The sequence below is a fragment of the Parabacteroides sp. AF18-52 genome (genome assembly GCF_003479145.1).
Taxonomy (GTDB): Bacteria; Bacteroidota; Bacteroidia; order Bacteroidales; family Tannerellaceae; genus Parabacteroides; species Parabacteroides faecis.
The window spans coordinates 78,204-95,302 of record NZ_QUGR01000017.1; the positions used below are offsets into that span (position 1 = coordinate 78,204).

Genomic DNA, 17,099 nt, shown 5'->3' on the forward strand with positions numbered 1-17,099 from the left:
TATATATCTTTTCTAATGAATATTATCGATCAGGAATACTGATGAATTCTTTTCTATCGGTAACACAACTGTCGTCGTTTCCATGCCGTGAACATTCTTATGCTTATATGCCACTTTGACTTGCTGCCCTGTATGAGGGTCCAGTAATACCGGTTTCAGTTTGCCACGTAACACGACATTTGCACGGTATGGCTTCTCTTTCAAATTAGCAAAATAATAGACTGACTGATCTTTCAACTCCTTATGTATATAATTCAATTCGGCCCCTTCTTCAAAAGCCACATCAGGAACACGGCAGGACTCTGTTATGGCAGCCCGCAAAGCACCGGGCGCGGGTTTACCGATGAAAAAAGCTTTACCGGAAGCCGAGGAGCCGGCAGCCAATATCCGGGCAATCTTATCTTTCACTTCCTGATCCCGTCCCGGTTCCACTGACTTTTCCGGCAATTGAGTTGTAAAGATCACATTTCCTCCGGATTGGAAGAATGATTCTATCTGCCTCAAGGTTGACAAGGAGATTGTTTTTACTCCCGGAACGATCAGCAACCGGAAAGTTTCTTTGTTCACCTGATTATCCAAATGCAACAGTCCCTTCTCTACCCGGCATTTTTCAGACAGAACTTCCGGATGCAGGTACGTAAAATCACGTCCTAACGTATCCGTCAATAAGGCGGAGATATGCGTATAATCCGTATTTGGAATGATTACTCCCCCCTCATAAAATCCCAGTTCGCCGTCCAGCACATGTTCTCCCTGCAGGGACTCGATCGGATAGAGCACAGCGATATCCGCCACATGTCTTCCTTCCTGCTGCAAGATATAGTTGAGACGGGAAAGAAATTTATTGAATGCCGGAAGAGAGTCCCGATACAATTCGTTCCGCCAGGAAAGTTCGGGCAGGAAAGTGACATTCTGATCGTTATACCAGACAGCGTGAGGGATAAGTGTGTTGATCCCTTTTGTATATTGTTCCATAGCGATATGGTAAAGCGTCTTTACACTTATATTCCCCATGGCACCATAGGTTTCGGACATCACCTGGCGTTTGTCCCAGTTGTTTGCAGAAGAGGATACCACTTTATAGAACAGTTCTGTTGGGCGACCTCCGCCAATCTTGTCGATACCCGGAATATCCATATATTTTCCACACAGCATCAGGTCGCCGGAAACACTGACCGGATTCGCGATCTCTTCCTGGTCCTGATGACCGGTAGAAGAAATGCCATGAGCCGATGCCCATTCTGCAATCGTTTTCATAAAACCTTCGGCATACAGATGTGCCCGCAATCCGAACAAACGATTTCGTGCGGATTGGGTTTCTTCACCTATATCATACCATAATGCCGGATACAATAGTTCGGGAGATTCTCCATAACGGGAGATGAACTGCTCATTAAACTTTTCTGTCCACATACGCCCTTTTGCCCGGTACATGGTCGGTTCGTCAAAAAAAGTCTCTATGATCGTATTTCCGAAATAAGACGGAAAACGGTCATAATAAGCCTGATGTGTTTCTTTTACAAACAATTTGACAGCTTCCGGGTTCAGATAATCGACATTCGGATCACCGTCTTTCACACAGACGAAAAACATGATTTTCCAAGCCCCCTCCGGCACTTTCCACTCTAGTTTTCCGGAACGGATATGCTGTTTCAATGAGATACGGGATTTTGTCAGCGTATCCATTGCGACAACCGACATCAGCTTCCCGGCAGGAACTGCCTGCTCAAACACATCTCCGGAAGATGCCTTATATTCGACCTTATCCAGGCGTTTGATAGTTGCGTCCGGATATTTATTCATAAAACGGGGAACTCCATCGGCATTGATAGCCCCCATGCTTCCGCTGGGAAATCCGTACTCATCGTACAAGGATAAATGCACATCTAATTTCTTAGCCTCTCTTATGATCTTACCATACAGGTTGAAATAATCGTCCGACAAATATTCCGGTTTAAAATCCTGGCCGAAAGGAAGGATGGCACAACCGCCATAGCCGTCTTTTCCGACCATCTGGTGAAACTGATCCAGTAACTCCGTTTCTTTTACCGTCGTGTTATTCCAGAACCATAAAGGGATAGGCTTATATTTATTCTCCGGGTTCGCAAAGTCCGCCTGGCTGATCTGAGCCGATGCACCTAAAGATAGAAACGATATACATATTGTTAAAAAAGAGGTTTTCATGAAAGATTCTATTAATTTGTACAATTATTAAAGTTCTATGATTGCACAAATATAGAATCTCTCATTAACAGTTTCTTTCTAAAACTGATTCAATTCTTTCTATTTTTGATAGTTCAGCCGGAACACCCCAATACAGAAATGTAGAATATTATTGAAATGAATGTAAATAGCAGGAGCAAACTATTTTATATAAGATTATTGTTTAAATTTGTCGCCAAAGGAGTCGCACACTAATAATTATAATATACTCGATTTGCTTCTAATACGATTATGACCGAAAAATATAATTCCTTCACAATTCTCTATGAGCAGCAGTATGAACGTCTGTTTCGTTTTGCCCTGCACTTCGTTCCCGACCATGAAGATTGTGAAGATATATTGGCGGATGTATTTGTCAGTATCTGGGAAAACTGGGATTCCTTAAAAAAGATAGATAACCTCAACTCTTATCTTTTCACCGCCATAAAGAACAGATGTCTGAAATTTCTGAATAAACGTAATTATTTCGAAGAATATATCGAAGACCTGCATATCCATTTGAGTATCGACCATACAACACCGGAAGCCCTGCTGGACTCAAACGAAATAACCGGAATAATAGAAGATGCGCTGAACCAACTCCCCCAACGGTGCAAACTGATCTTCCTTATGTTAAAAGAGGATAACCTGAAATATAAAGAAGTAGCCGATATCCTGGGTATCTCCGAAAAAACGGTGCAGGCACAACAGATCATTGCAAAGAAAAAGCTGACAGAGATTGTGGGACATTATATAAAAGATAGATAACAAGACAAATCCCTTAACTGTAAACCACGCAGAAGCAACTAATCGTTAACAAACACTAAATATCAATTTTCTTTTAGGCATAAATAATCCCCCGAGGATTTTATTTATAAAAGAGAAGATATGAGTAGTCAAAAACAGTCAAATCATCCATGGGAAGTTTTATCTGACGTAGAATTAGCAGATAAGCTGGCTGAGCAAATCCGGAGCCTGGTTGATCCGGAAGCCATCCGGAAGCGCAAAGGAAGTGTCCAGGATAAAATCCTTACCCGGATACAGCTACGAAAAAGACAAAAGGAACGGAGGATTCTTTTTGTTTCAATTGCAGCTTCCCTACTCGTACTATTCACTATCGGATATAACTTCTTTACAGATAGTCCGGAAAACGAGCATATGGCCTGGCTTGAAATATCTACCCCAAAAGGGGTACGCGATTCGGTATTGCTAGCCGATGGCAGCAAAATATTTTTAAATGGAGGTTCTAACCTGAAATATCCGAAACAATTTACAGGAAAAACACGCGAAGTGTCTTTTGTAGGGGAAGGCTATTTCGAGATTGCAAAAAATGCGGAAAAACCTTTCCTGGTTAACACCGGGCTTATCGATGTGAAAGTTTTAGGGACCAAATTCAACCTGAAAACTTATGCGAACGATATGTCCGTCGAAACGATACTGGAAGAAGGTCGTGTCCAGATCAGCCATCCGGCCTCCAATCAGATGCTGGAGATGAAACCGAACGACTGTGTTACCTTCGACAAACAGATGAATACGTTTTCAAAAAAGCAGGTGGACCCGCTAACTGCATCCATGTGGAGAACCGGTAAATATTCTTTTTACTCCACCCCGTTTCCGGAGTTCGCCCAGACATTGGAAAGAGGGTTTGGTGTAACATTTATCATTGAAAATCCGGAAGTTGCCAACCGCCACTTCACCGGCGATTTTATCCGGGGAGAAACTATTGATGAGATATTGAATATCCTGAAAATAAGTAGTGGACTAAACTATCGAAAGGAAAACAATATTATCACGATTAAATAAGGAATTACTAAAACAATCAGAATATAAACCTAATCTAATATCGCCTATGGTATAACATCTCAAAAAAAGAATAGGAAATATTGGCGTATTTCCTATCCTCTGCGTTTGCAGAAGCAAACACGTAAACTTAATTAGCAATTAAATTTCTTCACAAAAGTATGAAAAAAAAACAAGACAAGCATCTCGTTTCAGGCATTTATTGTCCTAAATTGAAGCGAATTATGAGAATTACAGCCTTTTTTCTAATTTGTTGCGCTTTATATGTTTCAGCAGAGACATACTCGCAAACTAAAGTTTTTTCATTTACCATGAAAAATGCAAGCCTAGAAGAAGTTCTATCTGTTATAAAAAAGAATAGCGAATACTCCTTCTTCTATGAGGATTCCCAAATCGACCTCAGCCCCAAAGTATCAGTTTCCGCTAAAAAGGAAACTGTTTCAAGTATTTTAGATAAAGTATTAACAGACAAAAACATCAGTTACAAGATAGAGAACAAACATATCATTCTCTATAAAGCAGAACAAAAAAGCCAGCAGGCGAATAATAAGATTTCGATAAAAGGACAGGTTTTCGACAAACAGGAACCCCCTTCTCCCCTGCCGGGCGTTACCATCCAGATAAAAGGCAGCAACCAAGGTGTGGCCACCGATCTGGACGGACTCTTTCATATCGAAGCCCAACGCGATGATATACTGGTTTTTTCCTATATTGGCTATAAGCCGGTCGAATATCTGGTTAAACGCCATCAGTCGAACCTGATCATTTCGCTGGAAGAAAATATCAGTGCGCTGGAAGAAGTTATCGTAACCGGTTTTACGGAAGAACGAAAACTGAACAGTATCTCTTCCATCTCGCAGGTAAAGCTGGATGCGACACTGAATAACAAACCGATCACCTCTTTATCGCAAGCCCTGCAAGGAGGCGTTACAGGTATCACGGTAACACAATCGAGTGGTTTGCCGGGAGGAGATGCGGCAATAATCAAGATCCGTGGTGTTACGATGGGTAATCTGTCACCCTTGGTTTTAGTGGATGGCATTCCAATGGATATGGATAATCTCGATCCGACCACCATTGAAAGTGTTACCGTATTAAAAGATGCGGCAGCGGCAGCCATTTACGGGGCTCGTGCGGCTAACGGAGTTATCGTGGTAAAAACCAAAAGAGGACAACCCGGCAAAATAAAAGTCAGTTACAATGGATATGGCGGTGTACAAAAAGCTACCTATATGCCGGATTTTGTGAATGCTCCCACTTACATGAGAATGATGAACGAAGCATACAAAAACAACGGGGGTGATCCGGTCTATACAGAGGATGCGATACAAAAAACAATCAACCAAAGTGACCCCTACAAATATCCGGACACCAACTGGACAGATTTATTATGGAAAAATGCGACGATACAAAGTCACTCGATATCGGTCTACGGAGGTAGTAGCATCGCCCGTTTTGCCATTACAGGTAATTATATGGCACAAACCGGTTATGTAAAGGATTTCACATACGACCGTCTGAACCTGCGGGCAAACACCACTGTCAGTTTACGGGAGAATATCACAGTAGGTGTCGACCTGAACGTAATTCGTGGCACACAGCATAAGGCCAGTGTAGACGGTGCGACCGGGGCTTTCAATCCTATCTGGTTATTATACTGGACACCTCCGACTATCGTTGGCAAATATCCGCAAAGGGAAGGAGACCCCAATGAGTATTACGGGAACTACGGATCGAGTATGAGAAATCCCCTGGCACAAATCGAAAAAGGGGGATTCACAGAGAACCTGACAGATAACATAAGTGTAAACTTACAACCCAAATGGGGAATAATTCCCGGTTTAAACCTGGCCGGACAATTCAGTTACCAGGTGAATAGCGGAGCAACCAAAGGAGACCGGCGTGCTGTCAACTTCTTCGATTACGATAACGGACAGCTCATCGCTACATGGGCAAACTTTCAGCCATCGTCTACCTGGCGCTCCAGTTATTATTATATTGGAGGAACTGTCGACTATACCAAGACATTTCATGAAAAGCATCGTCTGTTTGCCATTGCCGGAGTAAATGCCGAACTGAACAACAGTGGTGTATGGGATGAATATGCCATGCAATCCTTGTTAGCAAAAGCAAACTATACCTATGATGACCGCTATTTGTTCGAAGCGACTATTCGCCGTGACGGATCATCCCGCTTCGGTCCCGGAAACAAATTCGGTTGGTTTCCATCCGGAGCCATCGGCTGGAATGTAAACAAAGAGTCTTTCCTGAAAGAGGTTAAATGGATAAACAACCTGAAGTTAAGGGGTTCTTACGGGTTATTAGGAAACGAAAATATCGGAGCCTATAAATACCAAAGCACCATCGATCCGGGAAATGGTTCCGAGATTGTTTTCGGGAATCCGGATATCTCCTGGGAGAAAGTAGCCATGTTCAACACGGGAGTCGACTTCAGCATTTTCAATAATATGATAGACATAACCTTCGATTATTACGACAAACTCACTTCCGACATCATCTTACGACCACCCTTGTCTGCTGTCGGCGGAATCGGCCAATCGGATATCAATGCCGGGGAAATCAGAAATAAGGGTTGGGAATTCAGCATGAATTATATGCAAACATTCGGAGACTGGAGTGTTTCTGCTTTCGGGGGAATATCGCGCAACAAGAACAAAATCGAGAAATTACCGGGAGGCCCTTACGACGGGGGTAGCCATATCGACAAAGAAGGGCATGCGCTAAGCAGCCACTACCGATATGTCTCAAACGGATTATTGCAGGAAAGTGATTTTATCCTGCAAAGCGATGGTAGTTATACACCCAAAGAGGGTATTGTCATCATAGACGGACAACAACCCGGAGACATTCGTTATATGGATCTCGACGGGGATAAAATGATCACGGCAAACGACCGTAAAGTAATGGGAAACGGAGAACCTGATTTCAACTACTTTGCCAATCTGAGCCTGAACTGGAAAAATATCGATTTTGAAATCATGTTGCAAGGTGTATCGGGAGTCGATGCTTATTATGGAGGAGTCTATTCCGATCCTATCGGTAATGCAGCCAGTCCACAGAATTTCCATCTGGATTATTGGACAAAAGAAAATCCGAATGCCCGCTTTCCCCGCCTGACACCGACTTCCGGAGATAATGGTAAATCATCCGACTATTGGTTTTTCGATGCCAGCTACTGCCGGGTGAAGTATATCCAGCTTGGTTATACGCTCCCCTCTTCTTTTACCAATAGATACTGGGTATCTAATCTGCGTTTTTTTGTAAACTTACAGAATCCGTTCACGATAGCCAAGGAGAACAAGATCGATCCGGAATCAAGAGGAGGAGAAAGTACATATCCTCTGTCAAAGACCTATTCTGCAGGTATAAATATTTCATTTTAAAAGAAATACAGATATGAAAAATACATTATTATTATCGACTCTTATCGTTTTACTATCCGGTTGCAGCGATTTTCTAACACGGGATAATCCATTCGGAGCAACCGACGATACATTCTGGAAAACCAGCGGTGAAGTAGAATCAGCCCTAAACCTCTGTTATTCGCTACCTTCCGGTTCACTACATTATACTTCCCCTTATGCATCGATCATTCATTATGAAGGATTTACCGACAATACGTATCACGGAGCCGATTTCGGAGGTTTTATTACGACCATCGGTAACAGTACCATCACTTCGGATAGTCCCAATTCCTTTGGAGGTATCACCGAGGTATGGAACGCTTATTACAAGAATATCCGGAACTGTTGCCGTATGCTTGAGAATATGGACAAGGCTTACTTTATCGACCCGAATGAAAAAGAACGAATGCGTGGGGAATGCATTATTTTACGTGCATACTATCATTGGGAATTGTTTAAATACTTCGGATATAAAGAAGGTATCCCTGTTGTTGATCATGCTTTATCGCCGAACGAGAATTTTATGGAACGTTCTACCCCCGAAGCTGTTACCGATTTCATGCTGGCGGAACTGGACCGGGCACTGGCTATCGAAGCACTACCTTTCAAATATGAAGATGCTAAAAAAGACAGAATGGATAAAGCCGTAGCCCTGTCCCTTAAATCGATCATAGCCCTGAACACCAAACGTTACGATGTTTCCAGACAAGCTGCAGCAGAGATTATAAACAGTGGCCGGTACGAATTATTCTACACCCATGCGGAAGATGACGATCCGGCTCGGAATTTCAGGGATTTATTCCGGACAGTCAGTATGGACGGAGCAAATAAGGAACGAATCCTTATCAAGCCGGGAGGATGCAAAGAAGCTTATTTTCGTTTTTCCGGTCCGGGACTGGGTCAACAATGTACCTCATGGCCTACGCTCGACTTCGTGAACGCTTTTGAAACCAAACAGGGAAAGACCTTGGATGAATTAGACGCTGACTCTTTGGACATCTATACGAAAGATCCTTTATATAACGACAATCGTGACCCACGCCTGTATGCAACCATCGTGATGCCTTACGACAATACAACTTTCGAACAATATACTTACGACCCGTGGGGTGAAGGACCGGAAGCAGTCGGTAGGCCCAATGCTTCCCGAAGTGGTTTCATGCTAAAGAAGTTTTATGATCCACAGGACCGGACCAGTCAAAGAAACGATTATATGATCATCCGGTATGCCGAGATCCTGCTTAATTATGTAGAATGCCTGATCGAGACCGGTCAATACAATCATGCGGACGTATTAAACTATATAAATGATATACGAAAACGTGCCGGTCAGCGACCTGTCACTGCAGCCGAATACAACAGTGAAGAAAAAGTACGCAAACTGTATCGCCGGGAACGCCGCATCGAACTCGCTTTCGAAGGAACCCGTTATATGGACATCCGTAGATGGGATATTGGTGAAGAAACAATGAATGGTCCTATATATGGGGCAGTAAATCCGGTTACCGGCAAAAAGGTACAGATAGAAATAAGACAGTTCCGGAAAAACAAGAATGAAGTCTGGCCAATACCGGAAAGTGAAATTCTGGCTAATCCGAATTTAAGGCAAAATCAAGGATATGTAGGTAAAGACTAATATCATTTTATACTATGAAAAGAACTCTCTAACCAATCGAACAACAAAAATTCCCGACGGGCAGCAACAACACTACCTGTCGGGAATCATTTATATCCGGCTCAGTCTTTACTTATTTACAATCAGTTTATCGACCTCTTTTCCATCCTGATCAAGAACCTTTATGCTTAGTTTATTATTTTGAGCCTCAGCTTTCAACACCGTATTATTAGAGTTTACAATAACCGGGAATTTCACACCGTCCTTCGCTTCATTCCGTATATAGCGGTGAAGATGACCACAAAGCATGATATCGACATTGGCATTATTGAGTAACGGTATAAACTTGTCAAGCACTTCCTGATCGCCATGCCAACCGCCAAAAGGAGGAATATGGCAAACGACGACTTTGAAGGGTGCTTCTTTATATTCCTTGCTTTCAAGTACGTCCTTCAACCATTTAGCCTGTTCCGTACGGTACTGGTCATACACGTTTATACCGGCGTATTCCAGATCCGAATCCGGCTTATCTTCTCCGCTGTCCAGGATTACAAAACAGACAGGTCCCTGGCGAAACGTATAATAGATATGCTCCTGCTTAGGAGAGAAATAATCCTGGAAAGCCGTGGCAAACGAGCCGCGAGTTTCATGATTTCCACGGGTATAGTACATCGGTATTTCAGAAGCAAAAAGTGCTGTCGCCTTATCCATAAAACCTTCGAATATTTCCTTTTCACTATTGAAAATAGAAACCATATCCCCATTGAACAGAAACATATCGGTCGACTTCAAATCGCAGTGAGATATAAGCTTTTCCAATACGTCGCTTTTTCCATGAATATCGTTCACCATCGCAAAATTAACCGTTTGTCTGCCGTGGTCACTGGTCTGAAACGCCAATGGTTCTTTTCCGTAAACAGAGGTGGCGGCTACATTTCCATATATTACCCGCCAGCCCACATGGCTCAGGACTTCCTGCGAATAGACCCGGTAACGATAACGCATACCGGGTTTCAATCCTTTCAGATGGACAGCATGAACGGTAGATGTCAGCTTGATACCGTTCTTCGCATTAAAGAATTTCGGGCGTTCCGTCTGATAATAGTGTGTTCCGTCGTCAGGCGCCAGTTCCACCCACCCGATCGAAGGCTTGTTGACTGTCCATACAATTGTTACTTCATTCTCACCCAGATTCTGCAGATAGGGGGCATGGGTAATTTTGATATCTTCCTGAGCAAAAATAGGGAGAGCAGTCAATAGAAAAAAGAGAAAGAAAAGACTGATCTTCTTCATGGTATTATTTTAAGTTATTAATGATTTGAATTCTACAAAGATAGAAAAAGACTTTGGAAGAATGGCAAAACGCGAACGAATAAAGTAAGTGTTTAGTAATTAGGATTATTCGGCCTTTTGGCGCTATATTATTCATTTTGCCTATAATGAACAATATAGCGAGGTTGAGCGAAAGTTTTGCTACTAATCCATTGCCTTTTTCTTTCGGTAAGCATGAAATAGTAAATACTCCAAACTACGCCAAAACAATCCTTAAAAAAAGAGTTATGAAACAAGTAATTAAGGTGTCGTTCTACTTTAAAATATGTCGCCATTGATTACAAATTTCGTCAAACGTCATTCCTGTGTTTGCAGGACTTGTGCTTGGTAATGCGAAATAAGTTATTTTCGGATTTCTTTGGAAGAACATTGCGAAAAGATTTTGTGCTTTTATTCCGTTGAAACCAATAACTTTTATTTTGTCGTGTGTCCGCACAAAACCGTCAAGGTCGTTTGGTGTTGCATCAAGAATGTCTGTGTCTAAACTTCCTTTTCTGTTTGCTCCTTCTGCAACGTCCCAAAGTCCGATTTTGTGTCGTCCTAATAATTTCTGTTTGTCCGTGTAAGTTGTCGGAATTTGTTCGTTGGTTATCTCTGCAATTATTTTCCAAAATCTGTTTCTTGGATGTGCGTAATACTTGCCAAGTTCAAGCGATTTGTCGCCCGGTATTGTGCCTAAAATCAAAATCTCAATGTCGTCTGTCGCCAATGGTGCGAATGACTTTTTTGAATGGTTTGAAATTGTTGGCTTAACAACAGATTTTGGCAGTGTCTGTGTTTTGGGTGCCGGCTTAGTGGACGAATAATTTGAAGCCAAACTTTTTCCTTTACTCGAATGTGGAATTGTCCAACTTGAACCTTTACCACCTGCTTGAAAAGCGTGTGGTAGTTGTCCTTTCCGCAATAAGTCCCTAAGTGGTTTGCCCGGTCTGTTTTTACTGTCTCGCAAAATCCCTGCTTTTTCAAGTAAAGCGTTAGCTTCAACAGGGTCAATCCCTATTTTACCTGACTTTGTCAGATAGTCGTCTATGAATTTTGTAATTGCACTCATTTTTTTGTTAGTTTATTCTGTCGGTGAAGTTGTCCGTAAACTTGCAACCAACTTGTTTATGGGTACTCAAATGCTCTTAATTTGAGTACCTATCTTGTTGATTTTTGCATGATAGGCAGTCAAAATAGAGCATCCTATTTCCAATTCACCACATCTCCAAGTTATCGAATAGAGATTTAATGTTCTGAACTGTTGTAGCTTTACGTCACCATTACTCTTAACCGAGGACAAATTTAGCAAATAATTACAAACCAGTGCAGAAAGGTAACACTTTGCAGGTTCTGTCGGTTTGCGCGGATTCTTCCGTGCTTGAATAACGTAATTAAGAGCTATAGTTGTATGATTTAATTGGTTGCAATAATTAGAGCCGAAAGGTTATAAGGCATGCCTTTAAAGACATGCCTCACTTCTTTATTTATATTGCCTACAAGTCAATTCCCTCTAGTATGAAATCACGTATCATTGACCGCTCCAGGGATTCTGATCAGCTTCAGAGATCGCATCGTTATTAAGGATCTCCATTTGAGGGATCTGGCAGAAGAAACGGTAATCATTCGATTCCAGAATTCCCACCGGTTGAGGATCGCTGACGTTATAACCATTCAGATATTGCATACCCCACACATAATGTCCGGCAGGATTTGCAGCCGTTTCTCCATAACGCACCAATCGCTTCTGCAAACGAACCAGATCATAAAAACCAGCCTGTCCTTCACAGATCAGCTCTTTACGCCGTTCTTTGTAGATATCTTCCAACAGCGCATCTCCGCTACCGTTGGTTGTCGGAGTCGCATTACGTGCTACCTGCAAACGATTCAATAAAGTCAGAGCCTCTCCTGTACTTCCTTTCTGAGCAGCAGCCTCCGCCATGATCAACAGCATTTCAGCACCACGCATCAGGCATACTTCAGGACGGGTAGCACTTTGGATCACACTTCCTCCATCTTCTCCGTAATGTTTATACTTATCGAACGCCCATTTAGTATTGATCTCTTTGTTTGCGTTCTTTGTACGCTTCCAGAATTGATAACGGTCTTCCTTTTCTTCAAACAATTTCACAAACTGCTCATCTACAAAGTAATCCAGGAAAGAATAGATCGGACCATCCGCATATCCTTCGCCATAACTTTCATCCTGGTTGTACCAGAAGTTAAACTGCGTACTACCTCCCAGGTTATTGTCGGCAGTATACTTCATCGCCCATACAACCTCTGCATAATTACCGGAAATCATGTCATCGAAACCTGAACGATACTGTTCACGCGTCATCAACTGACTATGATTGTCATAAACAACCTTAGCTTCATTGTAAGCACCTTCCCAGTTTTGCATCACCAGATATACACGAGCCAGGATACCGGAGCAAATCTCAGAGTTTATAAACCACAGGTCTTCCGGACGATAATCAGTAAGCAACGACTTAGCAGTAGTCAGATCGGATACGATCTGGGTATATATCTCTTCCACGGTTGAAAAACCTTTATGAGACTCATCAGTGGAAGACGTACGCAAGATTACCCCCCGTTTGTTTTTGGCAATAACATACGTCTGCTGGTAATTCTGGATCAAATGGAAATATTGGATTCCACGCATAGCCAGTGCCTGCCCCTTGATATGCTTCTTTTGCGTTTCATCACCGCTGGCATTATCCACATTGGTCAGGATAATGTTAGCACGGTTGATCACGTTATAGCACATCGACCATATCTTGGATGCATTTCCATCCGCCTGAGTCTTTGCATTCGAATATTGATAAGACGTGACCTGATCGCCTCCCATATTGGTATGACTCACAATATCCGCACCTCCTGCATCGACATACATCTGGAAGCCCGGAAGTCCGGCAAATACACGATCGCCTTTATCCGTATTAAAATACAACTGTTTATAAGTCGAGGTCAAGACTTTTTCCAGCTGGGATATATTTTCGAGCACATCCGTATCATTCACTTTCACATACGAACTGGTTGTCAGATCGTCATCACATCCTGTTAGAGTAAAACCTACAAGAGCGAGGGACAGGAAGGATATGTTTATAAATAATCTTTTCATAAATATCTTTTTTACATTTATAATGTGATTTGAATACCGACCATATACAGTCTTCTGGAACCCTGAATACCGTTATCCGTTTCAGCGTTACCGTTATAACTGTTACCCATTACACCTGTTTCGGGATCTGTAAAGCGTTTCTTTGCCGGCCCGAAAGTCAACAGGTTATTACCTGTCACATACACACGCAGGTTTTCTACCAATGCCTTACGGCTGATATTCTTTGGTAAAGTATAGCCTAAAGTCAGGTTTCTCAGACGCCAGTAATGGTTGTCGAACACAAAGTTATCGGCGTATTTTACCGTTGCGCCATATTGGTTATACGACCAGCGAGGAATAAGCGTTCCCGCGTCACCCGGCTGTCTCCAGCGGTCTTCTACCAATTCTTGTACGACACCCACACCCGGACGGTTCATGATACGTTCTTTATAGGTATAGTCGGAAATCTTCGATCCATAAGAATAATAGAACATAAACGACAGGTCGATCCCTTTAAACTGGAAATTATTGGTGATAGAACCGAATACTTTAGGAATGGCAGAACCGCAGTATACGAAATCATCGGTAGTTACTTTCGCCTGATCTTCCGTACGTACCCAACCGCCGTTACCATCACGGATCAACCAACCCGGCAAACCTGTTTCCGGATTTACGCCGTCATATTGCGGGGCGATAAATTCATAGATAGACTTACCTTCCTCCATTTTATAGGTACAAGCCGTACCAGCATACGTATATGCACCTGTCGGCAGATAAGTAACCTCATTCTTCAAGGTACTCATATTGGCATCGATATCCCATCTGAAATCTTTTGAAGTAAAGATATTGGCATTGATCGTTATTTCAACACCGCTATTACGCAGGTCACCGATATTCATATTATATCCGGAAGCCGAGCCAACCTGTGCCGATAAAGGCAATTCTTTATAATACAACAGGTCATGAGATGTACGGGAATAATATTCCACCGTACCGCTCAGACGACTGAAGAAAGAAAAATCCACACCGATATTCCATTGTTTATTGCTCTCCCATTTCAGATCCGGCGTGGGAGTTGTCGATGGCTTCAAACCGGACTTCAGATACAAGTCGTCACTTTCATAAGTGCCCTGATAACCATATAAAACTTCGTCACCCGCTTTACCATTGCTTGCATTACGCACGATCAGCTTATCATTACCCGTCGTACCGTAACTGGCGCGAAGTATCAGATTGTCAATCCATTTTACATCTTCCAGAAAACCTTCTTTCGAAGCTCTCCAGGAGGCACCGGTCGACCAGAACGTACCCCAACGATTGTCGGAGCTGAAACGGGAAGAACCATCCTCACGAACAGAAGCAGACACATAGTATTTATTCAGGAAATTATAATCCAGTTTCCCAAAGAAAGATAGCAATGAGTATTTATCACGACCGCCGGATACGCCAAAATTCTTTGTCGTATTCGATAATTCGTATTTACCCAGCTCCATAATGCCGTAGCCCCAGCCTTGTTCATAATGAGAGTCCCAGGTATACCACTCATGCCCCACCATACCGGAAATATTGTGATCGCCGATCGACCAGTCGCCCGACAATACATTATTCCAGGTAGTAGAGCGCTTATTATAATCATAACGGCTGGCATAACCTCCATCCGCCAGGATGGAAATACCGTATGGAGCAGTCTGACCGCTACCATGCACAGCAGAAGAATAATTCATCGTACGATACCAGTAATCATCGATATTCAGGGCTGAACGAAACTTCAAACCCAAGGGCAGCTTAAACTCCGTATTAAACTGAGCCGAGAGAATGTGTCCCATATTATTATCGAAACTATCGTCATTCTCATTGTCCCAATAATCACCCGAATTGTTCAGGATATGCGCTCCAAAGAAGTTATTGGTATATTTACCATAATTATACATTCTCTTTCCCGTCTTTTCCGAAACAACCCATCCTGTATTATCTTCATTACGCAACCATGGGGACGAAAGCGATGTGGTAAAGTTTGCAGCACGACTGGCACCTCCCGATACATTCTGACGATGCCGGGAATAAGACAAACTACCAGCCACTTTCCACCAATCGAACAGTTCGGTACTCAGGTTCGTACGGAAAGAATAACGTTTGTAATACTGGCGGTTTCCATATCCCTGATCATCCAGATACCCACCGGAGAAGAAATAAGCAGTCTTCCCGTTTCCTGTCTGTCCGCTGATATCCACACTATAATCCTGGCGCAGTTTTCGGGAGAAGATAGCCTTATAAACATCCCAGTCATCTTCATCCCATACATATTCCAGATTCGGATTCATGTAAGGATTACCATTGCCGTCATGTAATACGTAGTTTTCATTGATATGTCTGAAAGGAGTCACATAAATAGCTTCCCCTTTTGAATTCGTTGTTGCTTTTACCTGCTTGGTCAATGCCTGGGAAGATGCATAATCGCCGGCAGCCTTGGCATCCAGGCCGTCATAAAGTAAAGCATCGTAATACAGGGCATACCAGGTATTTTCCAACTGCTGATACGGATCCGCTTTCTTTGGGTTCTTTACAGCATTATCCGAAGTACCCCAGGCTCCGCGGAAATTAATCTGAGGCTTTGCCGATTTACCCCTCTTAGTCGTGATCATCACAACACCGTTCGCCGCACGCGAACCATACAAAGAGGTAGCCGCAGCATCCTTCAATACCGTCATCGATTCGATATCCGTAGGATTGATCTGATTCAGACCGCCATCATAAGGCATACCGTCAACAATATACAAAGGATTGGCTTTTCCGGACATGGAAGAAATACCACGAATTTCAACACGGGCTTCTGCTCCGGGATTACCCTGGGTATTCACTACATTTACACCGGCCGACATCCCTTGCAATGCTTCCGTAAAACCGGTACCCATCACCTTTTCCAGTTTCTCTGCTTTCACAACAGAGGCCGATCCGGTAAAGGTCGATTTCTTAGCCGTACCATAGGCCACCACTACCACTTCATCCAAATCCTGTGTCGCATCGCTCAGCTTAACATGTAAGGTAGCTTGCCCGTTCCACGTAATCTCCTGCGTAGCCAGGCCGACAAAAGATATTACAATAACCGATCCCCGCCGGACATTATCCAGGCTAAATCGGCCGTCGGTATCGGTAATCGTACCGACAGAAGTTCCTTTTACTACGACAGAAGCACCGGCTACGGGCCCCATATCGTCAGAGACAAGGCCTGAGACCTTATTTCCCTGTTGCACTACCATCGTTTCGGGACTTGTTGGAATAGCTGCAACTACAGTTCCCGCAGCTCCAAACAATACAGAAAACATTAGTGATTTAATTAGTTTTGAGTCTGTCCACATAGTTAAATTCAAGACTTTAATTAAATAAATTTAATCATAATAGCATTCATTTCATTAGAGGCCGCGCTTCTCTCCTTAAAAAAGCGCCTAGGTTCACATACATAAAATAAAGTTCATAAAATCAAGATACACAACTTTTTACTCATAAACATCAATCTATTCATCTTGATTAAACACACCATACTTTCTTCAACAAATATAATCTATCATTAATAACTACAAGCATAAAAATATATATTTAATACTTTATTACTTACTATTTAACATTCATCTATTAAGAAAAGCGA

9 protein-coding genes are annotated in these 17,099 nt (G+C 42.6%); 4 read left to right on the forward strand and 5 right to left on the reverse strand.

The window, feature by feature from the left end:
- Positions 1-12: 12 nt before the first annotated feature.
- The gene (locus tag DWX23_RS20590) at positions 13-2,184 is read right to left on the reverse strand and encodes a glycosyl hydrolase (RefSeq protein WP_122375837.1); all 2,172 of its coding nucleotides are present in this window, start codon (positions 2,182-2,184) and stop codon (positions 13-15) included.
- 270 nt (positions 2,185-2,454) lie between these two features.
- Between DWX23_RS20590 and DWX23_RS20595 the strand changes: the two genes are divergently transcribed.
- The 4 genes from DWX23_RS20595 (at position 2,455) to DWX23_RS20610 (ending at position 9,063) form a co-directional block, all read left to right on the forward strand.
- Complete coding sequence (locus DWX23_RS20595; RefSeq protein ID WP_122375838.1) at positions 2,455-2,970, forward strand: RNA polymerase sigma-70 factor; 516 nt, start codon at positions 2,455-2,457, stop codon at positions 2,968-2,970.
- A gap of 120 nt (positions 2,971-3,090) precedes the next feature.
- The gene (locus DWX23_RS20600; RefSeq protein WP_122375839.1) at positions 3,091-4,005 is read left to right on the forward strand and encodes a FecR family protein; all 915 of its coding nucleotides are present in this window, start codon (positions 3,091-3,093) and stop codon (positions 4,003-4,005) included.
- Positions 4,006-4,313: 308 nt separating this feature from the next.
- Positions 4,314-7,406 carry a TonB-dependent receptor gene (locus DWX23_RS20605; protein ID WP_158607105.1) on the forward strand — a complete coding sequence of 1,031 codons (3,093 nt, stop codon included), beginning with the start codon at positions 4,314-4,316 and terminating at the stop codon, positions 7,404-7,406.
- A gap of 13 nt (positions 7,407-7,419) precedes the next feature.
- On the forward strand, positions 7,420-9,063 hold the full coding sequence (locus DWX23_RS20610; RefSeq protein ID WP_122375841.1) for a RagB/SusD family nutrient uptake outer membrane protein: 1,644 nt from the start codon (positions 7,420-7,422) through the stop codon (positions 9,061-9,063).
- Between the two features lie 108 nt (positions 9,064-9,171).
- On the opposite strand, the gene DWX23_RS20615 is transcribed toward DWX23_RS20610, so the two are convergent.
- The 4 genes from DWX23_RS20615 to DWX23_RS20630 form a co-directional block, all read right to left on the reverse strand.
- Positions 9,172-10,335, reverse strand: a complete 1,164-nt coding sequence (locus DWX23_RS20615) for a metallophosphoesterase family protein (protein ID WP_122375842.1) — start codon at positions 10,333-10,335, stop codon at positions 9,172-9,174.
- 292 nt (positions 10,336-10,627) lie between these two features.
- Entirely contained in the window at positions 10,628-11,425 is a 798-nt protein-coding gene (locus DWX23_RS20620; RefSeq protein ID WP_122375843.1) for a DNA-deoxyinosine glycosylase, read from the reverse strand.
- 459 nt (positions 11,426-11,884) lie between these two features.
- Entirely contained in the window at positions 11,885-13,477 is a 1,593-nt protein-coding gene (locus DWX23_RS20625) for a RagB/SusD family nutrient uptake outer membrane protein (protein WP_122375844.1), read from the reverse strand.
- Positions 13,478-13,494: 17 nt separating this feature from the next.
- Positions 13,495-16,779: a TonB-dependent receptor gene (locus DWX23_RS20630; RefSeq protein ID WP_233587708.1), complete on the reverse strand. Its 3,285-nt coding sequence runs from the start codon at positions 16,777-16,779 to the stop codon at positions 13,495-13,497.
- Positions 16,780-17,099: the final 320 nt, after the last annotated feature.

Coding starts and splice junctions, on each gene's coding strand:
- DWX23_RS20590 (WP_122375837.1), bottom strand. CDS start 2,184: ATGAAAACCTCTTTTTTAACAATATGTATATCGTTTCTATCTTTAGGT.
- DWX23_RS20595 (WP_122375838.1), top strand. CDS start 2,455: ATGACCGAAAAATATAATTCCTTCACAATTCTCTATGAGCAGCAGTAT.
- DWX23_RS20600 (WP_122375839.1), top strand. CDS start 3,091: ATGAGTAGTCAAAAACAGTCAAATCATCCATGGGAAGTTTTATCTGAC.
- DWX23_RS20605 (WP_158607105.1), top strand. CDS start 4,314: ATGAAAAATGCAAGCCTAGAAGAAGTTCTATCTGTTATAAAAAAGAAT.
- DWX23_RS20610 (WP_122375841.1), top strand. CDS start 7,420: ATGAAAAATACATTATTATTATCGACTCTTATCGTTTTACTATCCGGT.
- DWX23_RS20615 (WP_122375842.1), bottom strand. CDS start 10,335: ATGAAGAAGATCAGTCTTTTCTTTCTCTTTTTTCTATTGACTGCTCTC.
- DWX23_RS20620 (WP_122375843.1), bottom strand. CDS start 11,425: ATGAGTGCAATTACAAAATTCATAGACGACTATCTGACAAAGTCAGGT.
- DWX23_RS20625 (WP_122375844.1), bottom strand. CDS start 13,477: ATGAAAAGATTATTTATAAACATATCCTTCCTGTCCCTCGCTCTTGTA.
- DWX23_RS20630 (WP_233587708.1), bottom strand. CDS start 16,779: ATGTTTTCTGTATTGTTTGGAGCTGCGGGAACTGTAGTTGCAGCTATT.